Source organism: Kitasatospora sp. NPDC048194, assembly GCF_043202455.1.
GTDB lineage: Bacteria > Actinomycetota > Actinomycetes > Streptomycetales > Streptomycetaceae > Kitasatospora.
Genome location: NZ_JBIDAK010000011.1, coordinates 16,265 through 39,587, shown reverse-complemented (window position 1 = coordinate 39,587; position 23,323 = coordinate 16,265). Strand labels below are relative to the sequence as shown.

25 protein-coding genes and 1 riboswitch are annotated in these 23,323 nt (G+C 73.1%); of the genes, 20 read left to right on the top strand and 5 right to left on the bottom strand.

Annotation, left to right across the window (positions count from 1 at the left end):
- The 12 genes from ACGF07_RS15805 (at nucleotide 1) to ACGF07_RS15750 (ending at nucleotide 13,225) form a co-directional block, all read left to right on the top strand.
- Complete coding sequence (locus ACGF07_RS15805; RefSeq protein WP_350736837.1) at nucleotides 1–438, top strand: DUF6167 family protein; 438 nt, start codon at nucleotides 1–3, stop codon at nucleotides 436–438.
- On the top strand, nucleotides 438–3,107 hold the full coding sequence (alaS, locus tag ACGF07_RS15800; protein ID WP_350736834.1) for an alanine--tRNA ligase: 2,670 nt from the start codon (nucleotides 438–440) through the stop codon (nucleotides 3,105–3,107). The genes ACGF07_RS15805 and alaS overlap by 1 nt, the downstream gene beginning before the upstream one ends.
- Nucleotides 3,107–3,586, top strand: a complete 480-nt coding sequence (ruvX, locus tag ACGF07_RS15795; RefSeq protein ID WP_350736831.1) for a Holliday junction resolvase RuvX — start codon at nucleotides 3,107–3,109, stop codon at nucleotides 3,584–3,586. The genes alaS and ruvX overlap by 1 nt, the downstream gene beginning before the upstream one ends.
- Before the next feature lie 210 nt (nucleotides 3,587–3,796).
- A complete protein-coding gene (gene mltG / locus ACGF07_RS15790) occupies nucleotides 3,797–5,014 on the top strand; it encodes an endolytic transglycosylase MltG (protein WP_350736828.1) in 1,218 nt (405 codons plus the stop codon).
- A gap of 188 nt (nucleotides 5,015–5,202) precedes the next feature.
- On the top strand, nucleotides 5,203–7,023 hold the full coding sequence (gene mltG / locus ACGF07_RS15785; RefSeq protein WP_392899034.1) for an endolytic transglycosylase MltG: 1,821 nt from the start codon (nucleotides 5,203–5,205) through the stop codon (nucleotides 7,021–7,023).
- A gap of 34 nt (nucleotides 7,024–7,057) precedes the next feature.
- A complete protein-coding gene (locus ACGF07_RS15780; RefSeq protein WP_392899031.1) occupies nucleotides 7,058–7,888 on the top strand; it encodes a shikimate dehydrogenase in 831 nt (276 codons plus the stop codon).
- A 174-nt stretch (nucleotides 7,889–8,062) separates the two neighbouring features.
- Nucleotides 8,063–9,247: a chorismate synthase gene (gene aroC / locus ACGF07_RS15775; protein WP_392899028.1), complete on the top strand. Its 1,185-nt coding sequence runs from the start codon at nucleotides 8,063–8,065 to the stop codon at nucleotides 9,245–9,247.
- Nucleotides 9,244–9,765 (top strand): shikimate kinase, encoded by a 522-nt coding sequence (locus ACGF07_RS15770; protein ID WP_392899025.1) that lies wholly within the window; start codon nucleotides 9,244–9,246, stop codon nucleotides 9,763–9,765. The genes aroC and ACGF07_RS15770 overlap by 4 nt, the downstream gene beginning before the upstream one ends.
- Nucleotides 9,758–10,849: a 3-dehydroquinate synthase gene (gene aroB, locus ACGF07_RS15765; RefSeq protein ID WP_392899022.1), complete on the top strand. Its 1,092-nt coding sequence runs from the start codon at nucleotides 9,758–9,760 to the stop codon at nucleotides 10,847–10,849. Before ACGF07_RS15770 ends, aroB begins: the two co-directional genes overlap by 8 nt.
- A gap of 8 nt (nucleotides 10,850–10,857) precedes the next feature.
- Nucleotides 10,858–11,286, top strand: a complete 429-nt coding sequence (aroQ, locus tag ACGF07_RS15760) for a type II 3-dehydroquinate dehydratase (RefSeq protein ID WP_350736942.1) — start codon at nucleotides 10,858–10,860, stop codon at nucleotides 11,284–11,286.
- Between the two features lie 142 nt (nucleotides 11,287–11,428).
- Nucleotides 11,429–12,331: an AAA family ATPase gene (locus tag ACGF07_RS15755; protein ID WP_392899305.1), complete on the top strand. Its 903-nt coding sequence runs from the start codon at nucleotides 11,429–11,431 to the stop codon at nucleotides 12,329–12,331.
- 84 nt (nucleotides 12,332–12,415) lie between these two features.
- Entirely contained in the window at nucleotides 12,416–13,225 is an 810-nt protein-coding gene (locus ACGF07_RS15750) for a DNA-formamidopyrimidine glycosylase family protein (RefSeq protein WP_350736811.1), read from the top strand.
- A gap of 123 nt (nucleotides 13,226–13,348) precedes the next feature.
- Here the strand turns inward: ACGF07_RS15750 and ACGF07_RS15745 are convergent, their stop codons facing one another.
- Nucleotides 13,349–13,732 (bottom strand): metalloregulator ArsR/SmtB family transcription factor, encoded by a 384-nt coding sequence (locus ACGF07_RS15745; RefSeq protein WP_350736809.1) that lies wholly within the window; start codon nucleotides 13,730–13,732, stop codon nucleotides 13,349–13,351.
- Nucleotides 13,733–13,813: 81 nt separating this feature from the next.
- Nucleotides 13,814–14,007: riboswitch (cobalamin riboswitch) on the top strand.
- A 31-nt stretch (nucleotides 14,008–14,038) separates the two neighbouring features.
- Here ACGF07_RS15745 and ACGF07_RS15740 point away from each other — a divergent pair.
- Nucleotides 14,039–15,151, top strand: coding sequence for a HoxN/HupN/NixA family nickel/cobalt transporter (locus ACGF07_RS15740; RefSeq protein ID WP_392899018.1), 1,113 nt, complete (start codon nucleotides 14,039–14,041; stop codon nucleotides 15,149–15,151).
- Between the two features lie 63 nt (nucleotides 15,152–15,214).
- On the opposite strand, the gene ACGF07_RS15735 is transcribed toward ACGF07_RS15740, so the two are convergent.
- Entirely contained in the window at nucleotides 15,215–16,066 is an 852-nt protein-coding gene (locus tag ACGF07_RS15735) for a DMT family transporter (protein WP_350736803.1), read from the bottom strand.
- Nucleotides 16,067–16,218: 152 nt separating this feature from the next.
- Here ACGF07_RS15735 and ACGF07_RS15730 point away from each other — a divergent pair, with 152 nt between their 5' ends.
- Nucleotides 16,219–16,791 (top strand): helix-turn-helix domain-containing protein, encoded by a 573-nt coding sequence (locus ACGF07_RS15730; protein ID WP_392899016.1) that lies wholly within the window; start codon nucleotides 16,219–16,221, stop codon nucleotides 16,789–16,791.
- Between the two features lie 61 nt (nucleotides 16,792–16,852).
- Here ACGF07_RS15730 and ACGF07_RS15725 read toward each other — a convergent pair whose 3' ends face one another.
- Entirely contained in the window at nucleotides 16,853–17,101 is a 249-nt protein-coding gene (locus tag ACGF07_RS15725) for a type B 50S ribosomal protein L31 (RefSeq protein ID WP_392899013.1), read from the bottom strand.
- A gap of 44 nt (nucleotides 17,102–17,145) precedes the next feature.
- A complete protein-coding gene (gene rpmG, locus ACGF07_RS15720) occupies nucleotides 17,146–17,310 on the bottom strand; it encodes a 50S ribosomal protein L33 (RefSeq protein WP_350736795.1) in 165 nt (54 codons plus the stop codon).
- A gap of 164 nt (nucleotides 17,311–17,474) precedes the next feature.
- Between rpmG and ACGF07_RS15715 the strand changes: the two genes are divergently transcribed.
- From ACGF07_RS15715 to ACGF07_RS15695, 5 genes are all read left to right on the top strand, one after another.
- Nucleotides 17,475–18,581: a M24 family metallopeptidase gene (locus ACGF07_RS15715; protein ID WP_392899011.1), complete on the top strand. Its 1,107-nt coding sequence runs from the start codon at nucleotides 17,475–17,477 to the stop codon at nucleotides 18,579–18,581.
- Nucleotides 18,582–18,660: 79 nt separating this feature from the next.
- Entirely contained in the window at nucleotides 18,661–19,224 is a 564-nt protein-coding gene (efp, locus tag ACGF07_RS15710; RefSeq protein WP_350736790.1) for an elongation factor P, read from the top strand.
- Between the two features lie 4 nt (nucleotides 19,225–19,228).
- On the top strand, nucleotides 19,229–19,666 hold the full coding sequence (gene nusB, locus ACGF07_RS15705; protein WP_350736788.1) for a transcription antitermination factor NusB: 438 nt from the start codon (nucleotides 19,229–19,231) through the stop codon (nucleotides 19,664–19,666).
- 121 nt (nucleotides 19,667–19,787) lie between these two features.
- Nucleotides 19,788–20,615, top strand: a complete 828-nt coding sequence (locus ACGF07_RS15700; protein WP_392899007.1) for a thioesterase family protein — start codon at nucleotides 19,788–19,790, stop codon at nucleotides 20,613–20,615.
- A gap of 167 nt (nucleotides 20,616–20,782) precedes the next feature.
- The gene (locus ACGF07_RS15695) at nucleotides 20,783–21,703 is read left to right on the top strand and encodes a hypothetical protein (protein WP_392899005.1); all 921 of its coding nucleotides are present in this window, start codon (nucleotides 20,783–20,785) and stop codon (nucleotides 21,701–21,703) included.
- 158 nt (nucleotides 21,704–21,861) lie between these two features.
- On the opposite strand, the gene ACGF07_RS15690 is transcribed toward ACGF07_RS15695, so the two are convergent.
- Nucleotides 21,862–22,365 carry a transcriptional regulator gene (locus ACGF07_RS15690; protein ID WP_030056198.1) on the bottom strand — a complete coding sequence of 168 codons (504 nt, stop codon included), beginning with the start codon at nucleotides 22,363–22,365 and terminating at the stop codon, nucleotides 21,862–21,864.
- Nucleotides 22,366–22,695: 330 nt separating this feature from the next.
- Between ACGF07_RS15690 and pyrR the strand changes: the two genes are divergently transcribed.
- A complete protein-coding gene (pyrR, locus tag ACGF07_RS15685; RefSeq protein WP_392899002.1) occupies nucleotides 22,696–23,319 on the top strand; it encodes a bifunctional pyr operon transcriptional regulator/uracil phosphoribosyltransferase PyrR in 624 nt (207 codons plus the stop codon).
- Nucleotides 23,320–23,323 lie beyond the last annotated feature (4 nt).

The window sequence follows — 23,323 nt, the reverse complement described above, 5'->3', positions numbered from 1 at the left end:
ATGGCACGCATCTTCTGGATGGCGGTCGGCGCCGGCGCCACCGTCTGGGCCATGCGGAAGGCCAACGAGGCCGTCCACCGGCTCACCCCCGACAGCCTCTCCGGCACCGCCGCGCGCGGAGCGCTGCACCTGGGCGACCTCGCCAAGCAGTTCGCCCAGGACGTGCGGGCCGGCATGGCCGAGCGCGAGGAGCAGCTGAAGGACGACCTCGGACTGCACGGCACCGCCGTCGTCGAGCCCCGGACCGCCCGCCGGGTCCTGCGCGGCGAGCCGCAGTACCGAGCTATCTCGGCGGCGCCCGGCAGCCCGGCCGCCGCCCTGCCTCCGTCCCGCGCGCTCGCCCCCGGTGGCGGCCGCACCGCACCCCAGACCATTGAAGAAACGCCCCGCCGCGCGCTGCCGCCGCGGGGCGGCACCCCGAACCGGAAGGACCACTAATGGAGTCGGCTGAGATCCGCCGCCGCTGGCTGCGCTTCTTCGAGGAGCGCGGCCACACCGTCGTTCCGTCGGCGTCCCTGGTCGCCGACGACCCCACCCTGCTGCTCGTCAACGCCGGCATGGTGCCGTTCAAGCCCTACTTCCTGGGCGAGGTCAAGCCGCAGTTCTCGCGCGCCACCAGCGTCCAGAAGTGCGTGCGCACCCTGGACATCGAGGAGGTCGGGAAGACCACCCGGCACGGCTCCTTCTTCCAGATGTGCGGCAACTTCTCCTTCGGCGACTACTTCAAGGAAGGCGCCATCAAGTTCGCGTGGGAGCTGCTCACCACTCCCGTCGCGGACGGCGGCTACGGCCTGGAGAAGGAGAAGCTCTGGATCACCGTCTACAAGGACGACGACGAGGCCGAGCAGATCTGGCGTGACGTCATCGGCGTCCCCGCCGAGCGGATCCAGCGCCTCGGCATGAAGGACAACTTCTGGTCGATGGGCGTCCCCGGCCCGTGCGGCCCGTGCTCGGAGATCAACTACGACCGCGGCCCCGCGTACGGCGAGGAGGGCGGCCCGGCGGTCAACGGCGAGCGCTACCTGGAGATCTGGAACCTGGTCTTCATGCAGTACGAGCGCGGCCACGGCGACGGCAAGGACGGTTTCGAGATCCTCGGCGACCTGCCGAGCAAGAACATCGACACCGGCCTGGGCCTGGAGCGCCTCGCCGCCATCCTGCAGGGCGTCGACAATCTCTTCGAGATCGACACCAGCCGGATGATCCTCGACCGCGCCGCCGAGCTCACCGGACACGCCTACGGCGCCGACCACAAGTCGGACGTCTCGCTGCGCGTGGTCACCGACCACATCCGCACCGCGCTGATGCTGGTCGGCGACGGCGTCACCCCGGGCAACGAGGGCCGCGGCTACGTGCTGCGCCGCATCCTGCGCCGCGCCATCCGCAACATGCGCCTGCTGGGCGCGACCGAGCCGGTGGCCAAGGAGCTCATCGACATCGCCATCAAGGCGATGGCCCCGCAGTACCCGGAGCTGGAGACCGACCGCAAGCGCATCGAGACGGTCGTCGTGGGCGAGGAGGCCGCCTTCCTCCAGACCCTGAAGGCCGGCACCAACCTGCTGGACGCCGCCGTCACCGAGACCCGGCAGGCCGGCGGCGCGGTGCTCTCCGGCGAGCAGGCGTTCAAGCTGCACGACACCTACGGCTTCCCGATCGACCTCACCCTGGAGATGGCCGAGGAGCAGGGCCTCCAGGTGGACGAGGCCGGCTTCCGCCGGCTGATGCAGGAGCAGCGGGACCGCGCCAAGGCGGACGCCAAGGCGAAGAAGATGGGCCACGCCGACGTCGCCGCGTACCGCGAGGTCGCCGACACGTCCGGCGCCAGCGTCTTCACCGGCTACACCCTCACCGAGGGCGAGGCCACCGTGGTCGGGCTGCTGGTGGACGGCGTGCCGTCGCCGGCCGCCTCCGAGGGCGACGAGGTCGAGATCATCCTCGACCGCACCCCGTTCTACGCCGAGGGCGGCGGCCAGCTCGCCGACCACGGCCGGATCCGGCTGGAGTCCGGCGCGGTGGTGGAGATCCGCGACGTGCAGCAGCCCGTCCCGGGCGTCATCGTGCACTCCGGCGGCGTGCTGTTCGGCGAGGTCGTGCTGGGCGCCTCGGCGTACGCCACGATCGACGTGGACCGCCGCCGGGCGATCGCCCGTGCCCACTCGGCCACCCACCTGACCCACCAGGCGCTGCGCGACGCGCTCGGCCCGACGGCCGCCCAGGCCGGCTCCGAGAACGCCCCGGGCCGCTTCCGCTTCGACTTCGGCTCGCCCGCCGCCGTTCCGGGCAGCGTGCTGGTGGACGTCGAGCAGAAGATCAACGACGTGCTGGGCCGCGAGCTGGACGTCACCGCCGAGGTCATGACGATGGACCAGGCCCGCAAGGCCGGCGCCATCGCGATGTTCGGCGAGAAGTACGGCGACGAGGTGCGCGTCGTCACCATCGGCGACTTCTCCAAGGAGCTGTGCGGTGGCACCCACGTCGGCAACACCGCCCAGCTGGGCCTGGTGAAGCTGCTCGGCGAGTCCTCGATCGGCTCGGGCGTGCGCCGCGTCGAGGCGCTGGTCGGCGTCGACGCGTACAAGTTCCTGGCCCGCGAGCACACCGTGGTCTCCCAGCTCACCGAGCTGGTCAAGGGCCGCCCGGAGGAGCTGCCGGAGAAGATCTCGGGCATGCTCGCCAAGCTCAAGGACGCCGAGAAGGAGATCGAGCGCTTCCGCGCGGAGAAGGTACTGGCCGCCGCGGCGGGCCTGGCCGACTCGGCCGAGGACGTGCACGGCATCGCGGTGGTCGCGGCTCAGGTCGCCGACGGCGTCGGTGCCGACGAGCTGCGCAAGCTGGTCCTGGACGTGCGCGGCCGCCTGGGCTCGCGCCCGGCCGTGGTCGCCGCGTTCACCGTGGCGAACGACCGCCCGCTGACCGTGATCGCCACCAACGAGGACGCCCGCGGCCGCGGCATCAAGGCCGGCGAGCTGGTCCGCACCGCCGCCAAGACCCTCGGCGGCGGCGGTGGCGGCAAGGACGACGTCGCCCAGGGCGGCGGCTCCAACCCGGCCGCGGTCGGCGAGGCCATCGCCGCGGTGCGCGGCCTGGTCGCGGAGCGCGCCAGCTGATGGAGCAGGAGGAGAGGCCCTTCCGGCGTGGGCGGCGGATCGCCGTCGACGTCGGGGACGCCCGGATCGGGGTCGCGTCCTGCGACCCCGACGGGGTGCTCGCCACGCCGGTGGAGACCGTCCCGGCCGGGGTGAAGTCGCAGGCCCGGATCGCGGCGATCGTCGAGGAGTACGACGCCATCGAGGTGGTCGTCGGGCTGCCGCGCTCGCTCAGCGGCAAGGAGGGCCCGGCGGCGGAGAAGGTCCGCGCGTACGCCCTCCGGCTGGCCAACCGGCTCTACCCGGTGCCCGTCCGGCTGGTGGACGAGCGGATGTCGACCGTCACCGCGACCCACGGGCTGCGGGCCTCGGGGGTCAAGGCGAAGAAGGGCCGCTCGGTGGTCGACCAGGCCGCCGCGGTGGTGATCCTCCAGACCGCCCTTGAGTCCGAACGGGTGAGCGGACGCCCGCCCGGTGAGAGCGTCGAGGCGGTCGGCTGACCGGCCTGATCTAACGTCCCGAAGAGGGGTCCGTGCGGACACATCCGCGCGGACCCCTTTTTCGTTCGATTCCGTGTCCGTTTTATGTCGGTAAGAGTCGATGAAGATCGACTTGCCCGACTTGGAATGGTTCGTGCAGTTCGGATTGATCCGGACCGGCCCGGGCCGGTCCGGACCGGAGCGATTCGGGACGCCGAGGGAGCGTGAGCCATGACCGACCAGGACTTCCACCCGGGGCTCACCCCCGGCCACCTGGGCGCACCGGTGCTGGAGCCGGAGGGGCGCCCGCCGGTCGCGCCCCGACCGCGCCCCGATGCGCCGGATCCGCACCGGCGGCGCAACGGACTCGCCTGCGGGCTCACCGCGCTCGCGCTGATCGCGGTGTTCGGCGGGATCGGACTGACCGGCTACACCTGGTTCCAGGGGCAGCGCAAACCCGCCGCTGCCGCCGACTACAAGGGGCAGGGCAGCGGCAGCGTCCAGGTCTCCGTGCCGGAGGGCGCCGGCCTGTCCCAGATCGCCTCCGCGCTGGTCCGCAACGGGGTGGTGGCCAGTTCGCTCGCCTTCACCCGGGCGGCCAAGGGCAGCGCGGCGGCCGCCGGACGGATCCAGCCCGGGACGTACACGCTCAGGCTGAAGATGTCGGCCGCCGCCGCCCTGGCCATCCTGATCGACCCGGCCAACGCCAACGGCCTCACCATTCCCGAGGGTTGGCGCGGCTACCAGATCTACTCGGCGATCGACAAGAAGCTCAACCTCCCCGACGGCACCACCCGGCGGACCGCCCAGGAGCAGGCCGCCGAACTGGGCCTGCCGGACTTCGCCAACGGCAGCCCGGAGGGCTACCTGTTCCCGGCCACGTACAGCGTCACCGACGCGACCACCCCGCTGGAGCTGCTGAAGCAGATGGTCGAGCGGGCCGGCAAGGAGTACAGCCGGGACGACGCCACGGTGGTGGCGCAGACGCTCGGGCAGAGCCTGTACGGGCTGGTCACCGTGGCGAGCATGGTGCAGGGCGAGGCCGACAACACCGAGGACATGGGCAAGGTGGCCCGGGTCATCTACAACCGGCTGGCCAAGGGCATGCCGCTCCAGCTCGACTCCACGATCAACTACGCGCTCGGCCGCTCGACGCTCAACACCACGGTCACCGACACCAAGCTGAACTCCCCGTACAACACCTACCTGCACCCGGGGCTGCCGCCGTCGCCGATCTCCAACCCGGGCCGGCAGGCGATCATGGCGGCGCTGGACCCGACGCCGGGGGACTGGCTGTACTTCGTGACCGTTAAGCCCGGGGACACCCGCTTCACCGACAGCTACGAGGTGCACCAGCGCAACGTGGCGGAGTTCAACGCCGCCCGGGCCGCGAAGCCGAGCACCTCGCCCAGCGGCTCGGCGGCCGCCACGCCGCCGGCGACGCCGTGACCGGGTCGCCGGCCCCGGACGGGGTCGATCACTGACGGTATGTCCGTCCGGGCGGGTGCCAGGCTGCGGTACGGTAACGTCTCCTCCCAGGCGCTGCGCTAGCACGCCGGTTCGAGAATCAGCCGGGACGGCCTCGTCCCGGACGGCCGGTCCGATCCTCCGGTCGTCACCGTCGGTTAAGGGGATCAATGACCGATCTGGGTCGGGGCTACGGCCCCCAGGGCGAGCCGTGGCACCCCGGTGATCCCGGGTACGGCGGCCAGCAGCCGGTCCCCGGCCAGCAGGACGGCCAGTGGCAGCAGTACCCGCAGCAGGGCCAGCAGGTCCAGCAGCCGTACGAGGACGTGCAGCAGGGGTACCAGCAGCAGATGCCGGGCCACCCCCAGCAGATGACGGCAGCGCAGGGGTACCCCCAGCAGATGCCCGAGCAGGGCTACGCCCAGCAGCCGATGCCGCAGCAGGGGTACCCGTACCCGCAGCAGCAGATGCCCCAGCAGGGCTATCCCCAGCAGCAGATGCCGATGCAGCCCGGCATGCAGCAGCCCGGTACCCAGCACCAGGGCATGCAGCAGGGCGTGCCGCAGCAGTTCCAGCAGCAGTACCAACAGCAGTACCAGCAGCCGCCCGCCCAGCAGCAGGCCCCGCAGCAGCGGGCCCCGCAGCAGGGCGCCGCCCAGGCCGCGCCCGCCGCCGGCCCCGGCCCGGACGGGATCGACTGGGAGGCCGAGGCCGCCGCGCTGGAGGCGGGCGCCGACCCGGTCGGCGCGGCGCAGGAGCCCGCCGTCGAGGAGTGGGAGGACCGCGAGGACGGCCACCGCGAGGACGACGGCTACCTCGACGAGCACGCCGAGGCCCCGGAGTCCGGCTTCCTCGGCGCGCAGGACGACTCCCGCGAGGCCCAGAAGAAGCGCAAGGAGAAGGGCAAGAAGGCCGGCCGCCGCAACGGCGGCGCCTGCCTGCTGGTCGCGCTGGTGCTGCTCGGCGCCATGGGCGGCGCCAGCTGGTGGGGCTACGGCTTCTACCAGGACCACTTCGGGCCGCCGCCGGACTTCACCGGTGAGGGCTCCGGCTCCGTCCAGGTCGAGGTCAAGCAGGGCGCGGGCGGCGGGCAGATCGGCCTCGTGCTGAAGAACGCCGGTGTGGTCAAGAGCGTCGACGCGTTCACCAAGGCCTGCAACGCCGAGCCCAAGTGCGGCACCATCCAGTACGGCTACTACGGCATGAAGAAGGAGATGTCGGCGGCCGCCGCGCTGAAGGAACTGCTGGACCAGGCGGGCGGCGCGGCCCTGGTGGTCCCGGAGGGCAAGAACTCCTCCGAGATCTACGCGATGATCGACGCCAAGCTGAAGCTCCAGAAGGGCACCACGGCGAACGTCGCCAAGGCGCAGATCAACGACCTCGGCCTGCCCGGCTACGCCCAGGGCAACGTCGAGGGCTTCCTCTGGCCGACCCGCTACAACATCGCCGACGGCATGAAGCCCGAGGACCTGCTCAAGCAGATGGTGAAGAACGCCACCGAGAAGTACGCCGCGCTGGACGGGCAGGCCGCCTCGGTCGGCCTGAAGAACGCCTACGAGGTGATCACCGAGGCGAGCATCCTGCAGCGCGAGGGCAACAACACCGCGGACTTCGCCAAGATGGCCAAGACCATCCAGAACCGCCTGGCCAACGAGCCCGAGACCCACCACCGCCTGGGCATGGACACCACGCTGCAGTACTCGCTGGGCCGCAAGGACCTCACCAAGAAGGACATGGACGACGCGTCCAACAAGTACAACACCTACCTCAACCCGGGCCTGCCGCCCACGCCGATCTCCAATCCGGGCGACGACGCGATCAACGCGGTGCTGCACCCGGCGGACGGCAAGTGGCTGTACTTCATCGCGATGTCCCCGACCGAGACGCGCTTCGCCGAGACGAGCAAGGAGCACTACGCCAACGTCAAGGAGTACTGCCAGGCGGCCGGCCAGGGCTTCGACGAGGCCCGCGGCCACTGCACCAGCAAGTAGTCCGCACCGGTAACCGGCCCATGGAGGGGCAGCGTTGACCAGCAAGCACCGGGCGGCCGTCCTCGGCTCGCCGATCGCCCATTCGCTCTCGCCGGACCTGCACCGGGCCGCGTTCGCCGCGCTCGGGCTGGAGGGCTGGCGCTACGACCGCTTCGAGGTCGACGAGGCGGCCCTGCCGGGCTTCGTCGCCGGGCTGAACGAGGCCGAGTGGGCCGGGCTGTCGCTGACCATGCCGCTCAAGCGGGCGGTCATCCCGCTGCTGGACGAGGTCAGCGCCACGGCCCGCTCGGTGGACGCGGTCAACACCGTCGTGTTCACTCCCGACGGCCGGCGGACCGGGGACAACACCGACGTCCCCGGTCTGGTCGCCGCGCTGCGCGAGCGCGGCATCACCGAGGTGCCGGCCGCCGCCGTGCTGGGCGCCGGAGCCACCGCCTCCTCGGCGCTGGCGGCGCTCGCCCGGATCTGCACCGGCGAGGTGACGGTCTACGTGCGCAGCGCCGAGCGGGCCCGGGAGATGGCCGAGCTCGGCGAGCGGCTCGGCGTCGCCGTGCGGACCGCCGACTGGGAGCGCGGCGCCGAGGCGCTGGAGCGGCCGCTGACCGTCTCGACCACGCCGGTCGGGGCGACCGACGCCTTCGCCGACTCGCTGACGGCGGCCCCCGGCGCGCTGTTCGACGTGCTGTACCACCCGTGGCCGACGCCGCTGGCCGCCGCCTGCGCCGAGCGCGGGGCGACCGTCCTGGGCGGCCTGGACCTGCTGGTGCACCAGGCCGTGCTGCAGAGCGAGGCCTTCACCGGGCGCACGCCCGGGCCGCTGGCGGCGATGCGCGAGGCGGGCGAGAAGGCGCTCGCCGAGCGCTAGCGTGCCCCGGGCAGCAGCTTGCGGTCACTCCACGGCCGGATGGTGACCGGTTGCTGTCCGTCACGCGGACTGTGACCCCGGGTGCCGCTGGGGCATGAAAGGATTCAGGCACAAGGCACGTCCGGGGCGGGCCGCGGCGGTGCCGTGGACCGGTCCGCTGATGAAGGAGCTCCGTTGGGTACGTTGCGCTGGCTGACGGCGGGGGAGTCGCACGGCCCCGCACTCGTCGCGACGCTGGAAGGCCTGCCCGCCGGTGTACCGGTCACCACCGCCGTGGTGGCCGACGCGCTGGCGCGCCGCCGGCTCGGTTACGGCCGCGGGGCGCGGATGAAGTTCGAGCAGGACGAGGTGACCTTCCTCGGCGGCGTCCGGCACGGCCTGACCATGGGCAGCCCGGTGGCGATCATGGTCGGCAACACCGAGTGGCCGAAGTGGGAGCAGGTCATGTCGGCCGACCCGGTCGACCCGGAGGTGCTCGCCGGACTGGCCCGCAACGAGGCGCTGACCCGCCCCCGGCCCGGCCACGCCGACCTGGCCGGGATGCAGAAGTACTCGATCGACGAGGCCCGGCCGATCCTGGAGCGCGCCAGCGCCCGGGAGACGGCCGCCCGGGTCGCGCTGGGCGCCGTCGCCCGCGCGTACCTGAAGGAGACCTGCGGGATCGAGATCGTCAGCCACGTGGTCGAGCTGGCCGCCGCCAAGGCGCCGGCCGGCGTGCTGCCGCTGCCCTCGGACGAGGCCCGGCTGGACGCCGACCCGGTGCGCTGCCTGGACGCGGACGCCTCGAAGGCGATGGTCGCCGAGATCGACCAGGCCCACAAGGACGGCGACACCCTCGGCGGCGTGGTCGAGGTCCTCGCGTACGGCGTGCCGGTGGGCCTCGGCTCGCACGTGCACTGGGACCGCCGCCTGGACGCGCGGCTGGCCGCCGCGCTGATGGGCATCCAGGCGATCAAGGGCGTCGAGGTCGGCGACGGCTTCGAGCTGGCCCGGGTGCCGGGCTCGAAGGCGCACGACGAGATCGTCCCCACCCTCGAGGGCGTCAAGCGCACCTCCGGCCGCTCCGGCGGCACCGAGGGCGGCCTGTCCACCGGCGAGGTGCTGCGGGTGCGCGCCGCGATGAAGCCGATCGCCACCGTGCCGCGGGCGCTGCAGACCCTGGACGTGCGCACCGGTGAGCCGGCCAAGGCGCACCACCAGCGCTCGGACGTCTGCGCGGTGCCGGCGGCCGGCATCGTCGCCGAGGCGATGGTCGCGCTGGTGCTGGCCGACGCGGTGAACGAGAAGTTCGGCGGCGACCACGTGTCGGAGACCCGTCGCAACGTGCAGAACTACCTCGAGCACCTGATCGTCCGATGACCGCCCCCGTCGTGGTCCTGGTCGGGCCGCCCGGCAGTGGCAAGTCCACGGTCGGGCGGGCCCTGGCCGAGCGTCTGGGCGTCGGCTTCCGGGACACCGACGCCGACGTCGAGGCGCTGGCCGGCAAGCCCATCCCGGAGATCTTCATCGACGAGGGCGAGCCGCACTTCCGCGAGCTGGAGGTGGCGGCCGTACGGGCCGCCGCCACCGGGCACGGCGGGGTGCTGGCGCTCGGCGGCGGCGCGGTGATGGCCGGGACCACCCGGGAGCTGCTGCGCGAGCTGCCGGTGGTCTTCCTGGAGGTGCCGCTGGCCGACGCGGTCAAGCGGGTCGGCCTGGACGCCCCGCGCCCGCTGCTGGCGGTCAACCCGCGGGCCCGCTGGCGCGAGCTGATGGAGGCCCGCCGCCCCCTCTACCTCGAGGTGGCCACCGCCGTGGTCGACACCGCCGGCCGCACTCCCGCGCAGGTCGCGGACGCCGTACTGGAAGCACTGGAGCTGAAGACCCCCCATGACTGACAACACCGTCAGGATCCACGTCGGCGGGAGCGCCGGCCACGACCCGTACGACGTGCTGATCGGGCACCAGCTGCTCGGTGAGCTGGCGCCGCTGATCGGCACCCGTGCCAAGCGGGTCGCGATCATCCACCCGGAGGCGCTGTCCGCCACCGCCGACGCGATCCGCGAGGACCTGCTCGGCGAGGGGTACGAGGCGATCGCGCTCCAGGTGCCGAACGCCGAGGAGGCGAAGAGCGCCGAGGTGGCCGCGTACTGCTGGTCGGTGCTCGGGCAGACCGGCTTCACCCGCAGCGACGTCGTCGTCGGCCTCGGCGGCGGAGCCACCACCGACCTGGCCGGGTTCGTCGCGGCGACCTGGCTGCGCGGGGTGCGCTGGATCTCGATGCCCACCACGCTGCTGGGCATGGTCGACGCGGCCGTCGGCGGCAAGACCGGCATCAACATCGCCGAGGGCAAGAACATGGTCGGCGCCTTCCACCCGCCGGTGGGCGTGCTGGCCGACCTCGGCACCCTGGAGACCGTGCCCAGGCACGACTACGTCTCCGGCCTCGCCGAGGTCATCAAGTGCGGCTTCATCGCCGACCCGGTCATCCTCGACCTGATCGAGGCCGACCCGGAGGGCGCCAGGACCCCGGCCGGCCCGCACACCGTCGAGCTGATCCGCCGGGCGATCCAGGTCAAGGCCGACGTCGTCTCCGGGGACCTCAAGGAGTCCGGCCGGCGGGAGATCCTCAACTACGGCCACACCCTCGGCCACGCCATCGAGCGCAACGAGCGCTACAAGTGGCGGCACGGCGCGGCGATCTCCATCGGCATGGTCTTCGCCGCCGAACTCGGCCGCCTGGCCGGGCGGTTGGACGACGAGACGGCCGACCGGCACCGCACCGTCCTGGCCTCGGTCGGCCTGCCGCTGAGCTACCGGGCGGACGCCTGGCCGAAGCTGCTGGACGCGATGAAGATCGACAAGAAGTCGCGCGGCGACCTGATCCGCTTCATCGTCCTGGACGGCCTCGGCAAGACCTCCGTGCTGGAGGGCCCGGACCCGTCCCTGCTGGTCGCCGCGTACGCGGAGGTCTCGGCGTGACCAGGGTGATGGTGCTCAACGGGCCCAACCTGGGCCGGCTGGGCAGCCGGGAGCCGGACGTCTACGGCGCCACCTCCTACGCCGGGCTGGTCGAGCGCTGCACCGCGCTGGGCGAGGAGTTCGGCTTCGAGGTCGAGGTGCACGAGACCAACTCCGAGCAGCAGATGGTGGAGTGGCTGCACGAGGCGGCCGACGGGAAGGTGCCCGTGGTGATCAACCCGGGCGCGTTCACCCACTACTCGTACGCGATGCGGGACGCCGCCGCGCAGCGCACCGCGCCGCTGATCGAGGTGCACATCTCCAACCCGTACGCCCGGGAGTCCTTCCGGCACAACTCCGTGATCGCCGCGGTCGCCTCCGGCACCATCGCCGGGTTCGGGATCGGCTCGTACGAGCTGGCGCTGCGCGCCTTGGCGGAGCAGCTCGCCGCGCGGTGAGCAGGACGGGCCGGCGGCCCGGTGGCGGACTGTGCCCGCCGCCGGGCCGCCGTGTAGTGTCCCCGCTGAAAGGGTGTCGGGAGGTGCCGTGACGCAGTACGCCGGAGGTGGGCAGGTCCCGCCGCGTCCCGCCGCTCCGCCGGTGCCACCGGGGGGCGGTACGGGGGTGTCCCCGTCGGGGGCGCCCGTCCCGCCGCCTACTCCGCCGCCTCCGACGGTCCGGCCGTCGGCCGGACCCGGGCCGGCTCCTGCCCCGGCTCCGGTCACGCCCGCTGCACCGGCTCCTGCACCGGCTCCGGTCGCGCCCGCTGCACCGGCTCCTGCACCGGCTCCGGTCGCGCCTGCGCCCGTCCCGGCCGCCGCTCCCGGCCCTGGCCCCGCGCCCGCGCCGAGCGCGCCGGTTCCGGCCGGTGGCACCGGGCACTTCGTGCTGCCCGCCGGCACGCCCGTCCAGCTCCCGACCCACTCCCCGCAGCGGCACGCGCCCGCCGGGCCGATCGCCGTCCTGCTGATCGGCCCCGCCGGGGCGGGCAAGACCACCGTCGCCCGGTACTGGGCCGAGCACCGCGCCACCCCGACCGCGCACATCAGCCTGGACGACGTCCGCGAGTGGGTGCAGTCCGGCTTCGCCAACCCGCAGTCCGGCTGGAACAACGCCTCCGAGGCCCAGTACCGGCTGGCCCGCCGCACCTGCGGCTTCGCCTGCCGCAACTACCTGGCCAACGGGATCTCCTGCATCATCGACGACGCCGTCTTCCCGGACCGCCCGGCGATCGGCCTCGGCGGCTGGAAGCGGCACATCGGCCCCGGCATGATCCCGGTCGTCCTGCTGCCCAGCCTGGATTCGGTGCTGCGCCGCAACGCCCGCCGCAGCGGCAACCGGCGGCTCGGTGACGAGGAGGTGGCGCGCATCCACGGGCGGATGGCCGGCTGGTACAACTCCGGGCTGCCGATCATCGACAACTCCTACCTGGACGTCGCCGGTACGGCCGCCGAGCTGGACCGGGTCATCCTGGCCCGGCTGATGGGCATGCCGGTCCGCTGACCAGCGGCGCCCGCCCGGCCTGTCGGTGGCGGCTGCGATGATGGACCCCGTCCTGACGTCCTACACCAGGGGGAGCTGACGCCCGTGCCGGAGGGCCACATCATCCACCGCCTCGCCGTCCAGAGCCGTACGGCCTTCGGTGGCCGTCCCGTGCGGGTCTCCAGCCCGCAGGGCCGGTTCGCCGACGAGGCCAAGGTGCTCGACGGGCAGCTGCTCACCGGCGCGGAGGCCACCGGCAAGCACCTCTTCCTCGGCTTCGAGGAGGGTGCCTGGGTGCACGTCCACCTCGGCCTCTACGGCGGCTTCACCTTCGGCACCGGCCCGGCGCCCGATCCGGTCGGCCTGGTCCGGCTGCGGCTGGCCAACGACGACGGCTACGCCGACCTGCGCGGCCCCAACACCTGCAAGCTGGTCACCGGCGCCGAGAAGGCCGCCGTGGCCGCCCGGCTCGGTCCGGACCCGCTGCGCGCCGACGCCGACCCGGAGGCCGCCTGGCGCCGGATATCGGGCAGCCGTACGACCGTCGCCGCGCTGCTGATGGACCAGAAGGTGCTGGCCGGGGTGGGCAACGTCTACCGCGCCGAGGTGCTGTTCCGCCACCGCGTCAACCCGCACCGGGCGGGCCGCGACCTCACCCGCGGCGAGTGGGACGCGATCTGGGCCGACCTGGTCGCCCTGATGCGCGAGGGCGTCGCCGCCGGGCGCATCGACACCGTCCGGCCCGAACACACCCCCGAGGCCATGGGCCGACCGCCGCGGGTGGACGACCACGGCGGCGAGGTCTACGTCTACCGCCGCGCCGCGATGCCCTGCCTGGTGTGCGGCACGGAGGTGCGGACCGAGGAGCACGCCGCCCGCAACCTCTTCTGGTGCCCGACCTGCCAGGTGGCCTGAGCGGCCGGTCCGGGCGCCCAGTCCGTGGGCCGGGTCGACCGGCCGGGGGAGTCCGGCAAAGGGATCCGCGTGCGCCGGCGAACACCGTGTCAGGCGCCGCGCGGGGCAGGCCGATCCGGCCGGTCAGCCCGCGGCGGCGGTCGGCTCGTGGTGCTCGGCGGCGGCGCACTCGTCGAGGAGGGGGCGCATGCCTTCGTCGACGAGCCGGTAGCGCACCACACGTCCGTCCTTGTCCCCGGTGACCACGCCGGCCGTGCGGAGCAGCCGCAGGGCCTGGGAGACGGCGGGGTCGCGCATGCCGGTGGCGACCGCGAGGTCGCTGACGGCGAGCGGGCCGGCCCGGTGCAGGGCGAGCAGCAGGGCGAGCCGTCCCGGGTCGGCGAGCAGGGAGAACCGCTCGGCCCAGGACCGGACGTGCGCGGTGTCGCCGATCGCGGCGATGGCCTCGCAGACCCGGTGCCCGTCGATGGTGCGGTGGCCCGCGCGGTCGGCCGGTACGAGATGCATGCCCACATTCTCGCAGGCGGTGACCTGTGATCCTGCACACCTGCACAGGTGCGCAACCTTGCGAGGGTGAAGCACGAGCCCTACGGTGTAGCCCGCCGTGGTGCTCGGGAAGACCGGTGACGGACCCTCAGGGGTCCCAGTCCGGAGCGGCCCTCGCCACTGTGATCGGGGGACAGTCGTCCGTACCCATGTGCCACTGGGCGCCTCGTGCGCCTGGGAAGGCGGGTGCGGAAGCCCCGTAAGCCAGGAGACCGGCCACGGCATCTCACGAAGTCATTCCACGAGGTGCTGGAGCGTGATCCGACGATGACCCTGCCCGAAACCGCCGTCCCGACCGAGGCGGCCCCCTCCGTCCTGCCCACGTTCAGATGGAAGCGCGAGGACACCGTCCGCACGGCCGGGTTGATGGCGGTGATCCTGGCCATGCACGTGGTGGCCTTCGGGACGCTGGTCTTCCTGGTCGCGCCCCACGAGTACGCGGTCGGCACCCAGGTCTTCGGGGTGGGCCTGGGCATCACCGCGTACACCCTCGGCATGCGGCACGCCTTCGACGCCGACCACATCGCGGTGATCGACAACACCACCCGCAAGCTGATGGCGGACGGCAAGCGGCCGGTCTCGGTCGGGTTCTGGTTCGCGCTCGGCCACTCCTCGATGGTGGTCATCATGGCCGCCCTGGTGGCCGGCGGCGCCCAGCTGGCGAACACGCTGATGGACGACGAGTCGGCCACCCACAAGTGGCTCGGGCTGGTCGGCACGACGGCCTCCGGCGCCTTTCTCTACCTGATCGGCGCGCTCAACCTGGCGGCGCTGGTCGGCATCCTCAAGGTGTTCCGCTCGATGCGGGCCGGCCGGTACGACGAGGCGGAACTGGAGGAGCACCTCAACTCGCGCGGCTTCATGGCCCGGGTGCTGAACCGCGCGACCCGCTCCATCACCCGGCCGGGGCAGATGTTCCCGGTGGGCATGGTGCTGGGGCTGGGCTTCGACACCGCCACCGAGGTGACCCTGATGGTGATGGCCGGCTCGGGCGCGGCGGCCGGGCTGCCCTGGTACGCGATCGTCTGCCTGCCGCTGCTGTTCGCGGCCGGGATGAGCCTGTTCGACACCCTGGACGGGACGTTCATGAACTTCGCGTACCAGTGGGCGTTCTCCAACCCGGTGCGCAAGGTGTACTACAACCTGACCATCACCGGACTGTCGATCGCCGTGGCGTTCATCATCGGCACCATCGAGCTGGTCGGGGTGCTGCACGAGAAGCTCGACCTGACCGACCCGGTCACCGGCTTCATCGCGGACATCTCGCTGGACAACGTCGGGTACGCGATCGCCGGGCTGTTCGTGGTGGTGTGGGCCGCGGCGATCGCCTACTGGAAGCTGGCGGGCGTCGAGAAGCGCTGGACGCCCGAACGTCCCTGAGCCGTCGCCGCGGAGCCGTCGCGGGCCGAGGTCCTGGGCCGCGGTCGTGGGCCGCGGCCCGGCTCAGGGGGACGCGAGCAGGAGGGTGCCCGCCACGGCGAGGCCGGCGCCCACCACCTGCACCGGGCGCAGCCGCTCCTTCAGCACCCCGCGCGCCAGCAGCGCGGTGACCACCGGGTACAGCGAGGCGAGCACCGCGGCCACCGCTGCCGAACCGCCGTGCGAGGCCGCCGCGTACGCCGCGTTCGCGGCGACGTCGGCCAGCCCGACCCCGGTGAGCAGGGGCAGCCGGGAGCGCAGCTCCGGCAGCAGCGCGGAGGTGTCGGTGCCGCGCAGGCTCACCACCAGCGCGGCGCCGCCGACGGCGATGTTGACGAGGCGTTGGGCGCACAGTGCGAGCAGCAGCCCGCCGCCGGCCGAGGCCTGGGAGAGCAGGGCCATGTTGGCGCCGAAGCCGAACGCGGCGGCCAGGGTCAGCACCAGGGCGGTGCGGGCGGCGGACGGTCCGCCGCGCTCGGGGCCGCCGGCCAGCACCACGCCGGCCAGTGCGACCACGATCCCGGCCAGCTGGACCGGCCCCGGCCGTTCGCCGAGCGCCAGTCCGACGCCGACCGGCACGGCGACGCCGACGGTGGCCAGCGGGGAGACCACCCCCATCGGGCCGAGCGCGAGCGCCCGGTAGAAGGCGAGCATCGCGAACGGGCCGATCGCGCCGGCGGCCACCGCGTACCAGAGCGCGGGGGAGAGGTCGGCCCAGCCGCCAGTGGCCGGCAGCGCGAGGAGCAGGGCGACCGTCGCCGCGGTCTGGGAGGCGACCACGACGGCCAGTGCGGGGAGCCGCCGGGTGAGGACGCCGCCGCCGAAGTCGCCCAGGCCGCAGAGCAGGCTGGCGGACAGGGCGAGCAGGACGGTCACCGGAGGCGCCCGGGAGAGGAGGACAGCACAATGCACTCCGAAGTACAGTCGGATGGACTCGTTGCCGGATCGGCAGCGTAGTTCACTGAACTGAGCTTCGCAGAGCAATATCCTGAACTTTTCGGGATGTGGACACCGGAGGACTGTCAAGCGTGCCGGACCCCGACCTCGTCGCCCAGGCCCTCGCCCGCAACCTCAAGCGGCTGCGCACCGGACGCGGCCACACGCTGGACGCCCTCGCCGCCCGCTCGGGGGTGAGCCGCGGCATGGTCGTCCAGATCGAGCAGGGGCGCACCAACCCCAGCGTGGCCACCGTGGTGCGGCTCGGCGACGCCCTGGGCGTCTCGATCGCCACCCTGCTCGACTACGAGGAGGGCCCGGACGTGCGGATCGTCCCCGGTGACCAGGCCGTCCCGCTCTGGACCGGCGCGAGCGGCGGGACCGGCACCCTGCTGCACGGCATCGAGGCGCCCGGGCCGCTCGAGCTGTGGGAGTGGCGGATGGAGCCGGGCGAGGAGTACGCCGCGGAGCCGCACCCGGCCGGGACGGTGGAGATCATCCGGGTCGACGAGGGGGAGCTGACCCTGGTGCACGACGGGACGGAGCACCCGGTGCCGGCCGGCAGCACGGTCTCCTTCGACGCCTCCTACGCCCACGTCTACCGCAACGCGGGCGGGCGGCTGCTGCGGCTGACCATGGTGGTGTCCGTCCCGCCGCCGCGCTGAGGGCGGCCGTGCCGCGACGGCCCCTCCCCGGATCGGGGGAGGGGCCGTCGCGGTCGCCCGGTCAGTGCCGGTCGCCGTAGCGGCGGCGGAACTGCTCGACCCGGCCCGCGGTGTCGAGCACCCGGGACTGGCCGGTGTAGAAGGGGTGGCTCGCCGAGGAGATCTCCACGTCGACCACCGGGTAGGTGGTGCCGTCCTCCCACTCCACCGTGCTCGCGCCGGTGGCCGTGGAGCGGGTGAGGAAGGCGAGCCCGCCGACCTTGTCGCGGAAGACGACCGGACGGTAGCTCGGGTGGATTCCGGACTTCATTGGGAAGCTCCTGTCTGGTGGGAGGGGGTTCGAGGGGGGTGTGCTCAGCGCTCCTCGCGGAAGTCGACGTGCCGCCCGGCGGCGGGGTCGTACTTGCGCAGGACCATCCGGTCCGGGTCGTTCCGCCGGCTCTTGCGGGTCACGTAGGTGTAGCCGGTGCCAGCGGTGGAGCGGAGCCTGATCACGGGGCGCAGTTCGCTGCGGGCCATCGGGTCCTCCTTCGTCTGCGGCGCCGGACCGGGACGCCGGGCCGGGCCTTCGCTGAAACGGATGTCGTTTTCAGTGGACACAACACGGCCACCGCCCCACCCATTCCCGCACCCGCGGGGGCGCTCGGCGGGCGGTTCGGGCCCGGGGTTCGTAGGCTCGACGCATGGCGGATGCGTACGCGGGGCGGCGGGAGCGGGTGCGGGAGCACTGCAGTGCGGCCGGGGCCGACGCGGCGCTGGTCACCCGGGCGGCGAACGTCCGGTACCTGACGGGCTGCGCGCCCTGCGGGGCCACGCTGCTGCTCACCCCGGACCGGGCCCTGCTGGCCCTGCCGGACGACCTGCCGCCGGACGACTCCGGGGAGCACCTGATCGCCGCCGACGTCGTCCAGGTGCCGGTGTCGGCCGGGTCGGACACCGCGCTGGCCGCCGCGGCCGCCGCCGCCCGGCTGGGGGTGCGGGCCCTGGCGGTGGAGGAGCACGACCTGACCGTCACCCGGCACCGGGCGGTGGGGAGCCTGGTGGAGGGGGCCCGGCTGGCGGACCTCGACCGGGTCGTCGAGCGGCTGCGGGTGGTCAAGGACGAGCACGAGATCGCCGACCTGCGGATCGCCGCCGAGATCGCCGACCAGGCGCTCGGCGAACTGCTGGAGTCGATCCTGGTCGGCCGCACCGAGCGGCACCTGGCCATGGAGCTGGAGCGCCGGATGATCGACCACGGCGCCGACCGGGCCGCGTTCCCGGTCTCGGTGGGCACCGGCAGCCACTCCGGCCAGCCCGCCCACCAGCCGACCGACCGCCGAGTGGAGGAGGGGGACTTCCTCACCGTGGTGATGGGCGCCCAGTACCGCGGCTACGGCGTCTCGACCGCCCGGACCTTCGTGATCGGCGCCGCCCCCGCTCCCTGGCAGGTGGAGTTGCACCGGCTGGTCTTCCGGGCCCAGCGCGCCGCCCGGGAGGCCCTCGGCCCGGGCGTGGAGCAGTGCGTGCCCGACCGGGCCGCCCGGCAGCTCCTGGAGGCGGCGGGCCACACCGAGGCCTCCCCGCACCCGGTGGGCCACGGCATCGGGCTGGAGATCCGGGAGGCGCCGCGCCTCGGTCCCTCGGACATGGGTAAACTGGACAGTCGCGTGCCGGTCACCGTCGGCCCTGGGGTGCACCTCCCGGGCAAGGGCGGGGTCCGGATCGAGGACACGCTCGTCGTGCGTCCCTTCGAGGAGGGCGGGCCCGAGCTGCTCACCATCACCACCAAGGAGCTCCTCGCCCTGTGACGGCGGCCCCCCGGGGCGGTCGGCGGCAGGACGCAACCCCTTGGTTCCTTGACAGCTATATCCAGGAGTAAGTGCGCCCGTGGCTTCCACGAACGATCTCAAGAACGGCATGGTCCTCAAGCTGGAGGGCGGCAAGCTCTGGTCCGTCGTCGAGTTCCAGCACGTCAAGCCCGGTAAGGGCCCGGCCTTCGTTCGGACCAAGCTCAAGGAGGTCCTGACGGGCAAGGTCGTCGACAAGACCTTCAACGCCGGCACCAAGGTCGAGACCGCCAACGTCGACAAGCGCGGCATGCAGTTCTCGTACAAGGACGGCGAGAACTTCGTGTTCATGGACATGGACACCTACGACCAGCTGACCGTCGAGCCGGCCGTCGTGGGCGACGCCGCCAAGTACCTGCTCGAGGGCTTCGAGGCCCTGGTCGCCACCAACGAGGGCGCGGTGCTGTACATCGAGCTCCCGGCGGCCGTCGAGCTGGAGATCGCCGAGACCGAGCCGGGCGTCCAGGGCGACCGCTCCACCGGCGGCACCAAGCCGGCCACCCTGGAGACCGGCGCCGAGATCCAGGTGCCGCTCTTCATCACCACCGGTGAGAAGGTCAAGGTCGACACCCGCGACGGCAGCTACCTCGGCCGGGTGAAGTAAGTCCGTGTCGGCCGCACGCAGTAAGGCCCGTACCCGGGCCTTCCAGATCCTCTTCGAGGCCGACCACCGCGGGGTCGACCCGCAGCAGGTCCTCGCCGACTGGGTGGCCCGCGCCCGCGAGCCCAAGCCCGACGAGGGCACCCCGCAGGTCGGCGAGTACACCATGGAGCTGATCGAGGGATACGTCCAGCACGCCCGTCGCATCGACGAGCTGATCGAGCAGTACGCGGTCGGCTGGACCCTCGACCGGATGCCGATCGTGGACCGCAACGTCCTGCGCCTCGGCGCGTACGAGCTGATCTGGGAGGACGGCGTCCCGGACGCGGTCGTCCTGGACGAGTCCGTCGAGATCGCCAAGGAGTTCTCCACGGACGACTCGCCGGCCTTCGTGAACGGCCTGCTCGCCCGCTTCCTGGAGCTGAAGCCGAGCATCCGCCGGTAACCGGTCGCGCCCCGCGAACGGCCGCCGCACCCGACCCCGGGCGCGGCGGCCGTTCCGCGTTTCACCCGGCAGGCGTAGTGTGGTGCCCTACTCGCCAGTAACTTGAAGGGCAGGCCGACCCATGACCACCGTGATCCGCAGCGAGTTCGACGAGGGCATCGCCCTCACCGGACACCCGGAGGAGCCCGGCCGCTACCGGGCCGAGCTCGGGGCCGGCTGGCAGATCGGCGGCGGGATCAACGGAGGGCTGCTGCTCGCCGTGGCCGGACACGCGCTGTCGCTGGAGCACGACGAGCACCCCGACCCGGTCTCGATCAGCGGTTACTACCTGTCCGCCGCCACCCCCGGCCCGGCCACCGTCCGCACCGAGGTGCTGCGCACCGGCCGCGGCCTGTCCACCGGCACCGCCTCGCTCAGCCAGGACGGCGTCGAGCGGCTGCGGGTGGTGGCCAGCCACGGTGACCTCGCCGCCGTCGAGGGCGAGGTGCGCACCACCGCCGTGCCGCCCCAGCTGCCGCCGCCGGACCAGTGCATCGGCGTCGAACACGCGCCGCCGCAGCTGATCGAGCAGGCCGCCCTGCTGGAGCGCTTCGACCTGCGGCTCGACCCGGCGACCGTCGGCTGGGCGCTCGGGCAGCCCTCCGGCAACGGCCGGATCCAGGGCTGGTTCCGGCTGCGCGACGGCCGGCAGCCCGACCCGCTGCTGCTCCTGCTGGTCGCCGACGCGCTGCCGCCGGTCACCTTCGACCTCGGCCTGCCCGGCTGGGCGCCGACCGTCGAACTGACCGTCCACCTGCGGGCCAAGCCGGCGCCCGGCTGGCTGCGCGTCACCCACGCCACCCGCAACCTGGCCGGCGGCTACTTCGAGGAGGACGCCGAGGTCTGGGACGAGGCCGGTCGGCTCGTCGCCCAGTCCCGGCAGCTGGCGCGGGTGCCGCGCTCCGCCTGAGGTGTCCGGCGGGAGGCGGCGGTCCGACCGCCGGTATTACCGGTGGTTACATTCCTGTGACACGCCGTACGTGTGTGGCGCCCGGAACTGGGGAGTAACACGGTCAGCGGCGAGCCCCGCCGCTGACCGTCACCGCCGACGGTCGCCCGCCGACGCCAGGAGCCTCGATGACCAGCCGCAAGGGCCGCGCCCGCCGTAACCCCGACTGCACCGCCGGCGGCCTGCGGCCCGCGCTGCGGGCGCCGCACCACCCGCGGCGGGTCGAGGGCGCCGACCAGGCGTTCGTCATCGGAGTGCTCACCAACGCCGCGGACTTCCAGCGGGCCCGCGCCTGGGGCGTGTGCGACGCCCCCGACTACGAGCACTACCTCGCGGACACCGCCGACCTGCTGGCCGACGCACTGGAGCGGTTCGAGACGGTGCGGGCCCGGATGTTCCACCCGCAGGACTTCGAGGAGTTCTGCCTGCTGCACCGGCTGGACCCGGCGGAGCCCTCCGCGCGCGAGCGCTACCTCGTCAACCCGCCGCTGCGCACCCAGCTGCTGGCCTATCAGGGCGAGGAGCTGGCCGGGGACTTCGTGCCCCGCCTGGTCCGCGCCCGGGAGAACGGCCTGACGCTGCGCCACGCCGACCTGCTGCTCGACGGCGGCCTGTACGGGGGCGCGGGCGAGGACGACGAGGACCACGGCCGCTGGGTGCGCGCCGCCCACCAGCGCGGGGCCGAGGTCTTCCGCCGGATGCTGGTCGGCGCCGGCGCCGGGGTGTACGAGCTGCGACTGCGGGTCGACGCCCCGGACGGGAAGCTGGCCGCCGCGGCCCGGGTCCTGCAGTGGGAGGACGGCGTGGTGCGGATCAACGACGAGGACCTCGAGCTGGTCTGCGCGGTGCTGTGCGCCGGGCTGGCGCTGGAACTGCCGGGCGTCGCGGTGCTGCACGGCTCGCAGGGCTCGGCCGCCGGCTGCGGCGAGTACCTGCCGGCCGCCTGGGCCTGGTCCAGCGGCGGCCCGGACTGGGCGCCGGCCGCCCGCCCGGTGCGGCTGGACGGCGTGGCGGCGCGGCCCGGTTACAGCCTGGGTACGGTCTGCTGACCGGCGGCGCCCGAAACGCCGCGGCGCGGCCCCCGTTCCGGGGACCGCGCCGTGACGTTTCTGCTTGGTAATCGGTATTCCCGGCCCCATGGGGAGCCGCGATCAGGAGCAGAGGTGGAGCGGGTCGTGCAACAGATCGCCTGCGGAGGCGGCGAGCGTCAGCTCGCGTCCTCCTCGCGCACCGCGCGGCGCGCGTCGGGGTTGAGCACGCCCCAGGAGATCAGCTGCTCGGTGAGGATCGACGGCGACTGGTCGTAGATCACGGCCAGCGTGCGCAGGTCGTCCTGGCGGATCGAGAGGACCTTGCCGTTGTAGTCGCCGCGCTGGCTCTGGATGGTCGCCGCGTAGCGCTGCAGCGGACCTGCCTTCTCGGACGGGACCTGGGTCAGTCTCTCCAGGTCGAGGACCAGGCGCGGCGGCGGCTCGGCCGCGCCGCCGGGGGTGCCGCCGGGCAGCAGCTCCTGCACCGGAACGCCGTAGAACTCGGCCAGCTCGGCCAGCCGCTGCACGGTGACCGCACGGTCGCCGCGCTCGTACGAGCCGACGACGACCGCCTTCCAGCGCCCCTGGGACTTCTCCTCGACACCGTGCAGGGAGAGCCCCTGCTGAGTGCGGATCGCTCGGAGCTTGCCTCCGAGCTGCTTCGCGTAGTCGCTGGACATTGATCTCCCCGGACGAGATTGCTTCGCGTTCAGTGGTGGGTCACGGGCTTGGCCGGCGTCGTTACCGGTGGGTTCGACACCCGTCTCGTAACTCACTGTGAGGTTACGTAGAGTAAGGTGTTGCGTCAAGCCGAATGGGGCAGTCGTGCGAATGGCCCGCATCCTGGGCGCATCCGGGGCGTGAACCCGGCGAAGCGGAACGGTGGACGTCCGTTTGCCTCCCGCGGCGCTGATAGGATGACCCGAAGCCCGCGCCCGGTTCGGCGCGGGCGGATCCCAGGCATCCTTTAAGGCCCGTCCCGTGAGGCGGGGAAGGAGGTCCGCTTCGGCATGACCGCACACCACGAACCGACGCCGCGGCCGCCGCACCAGGTGCTGGACGGCTCGGACATCGCCCGGGTCGTCACCCGGATAGCGCACGAGATCGTCGAGCGCGCCAAGGGCGCGGAGGACGTCGTGCTGCTCGGCATCCACACCAGGGGCGTCCATCTCGCCCGCCGCCTGCACGGCCGGCTGGCCCAGATCACCGGCAGCGACATCCCGCTGGGCACCCTGGACATCACCATGTACCGGGACGACCTGCGGCTGAAGCCCGCCCGCGCCCTGGAGCACACCGAGATCCCGCCCGGCGGCATCGACGGCAAGCTGGTGATCCTGGTCGACGACGTGCTGTTCTCCGGCCGCACCATCCGCGCCGCGCTCGACGCGCTGAACGACATCGGCCGCCCGCGGGCCGTCCAGCTCGCCGTCCTGGTCGACCGCGGCCACCGCGAGCTGCCGATCCGGGCCGACTACGTGGGCAAGAACCTCCCCACCTCGTTGCGCGAGGCCGTGCAGGTGCGCCTGGCCGACACCGACGGCGTGGACGCCGTCCTGGTCGGCGACCGCGACCACGCCGCGCGCAGCTCGCAGGCCCTGGCCTTCCAGCCCACCGAACCGCACCTCCCGGAGTAGCCGC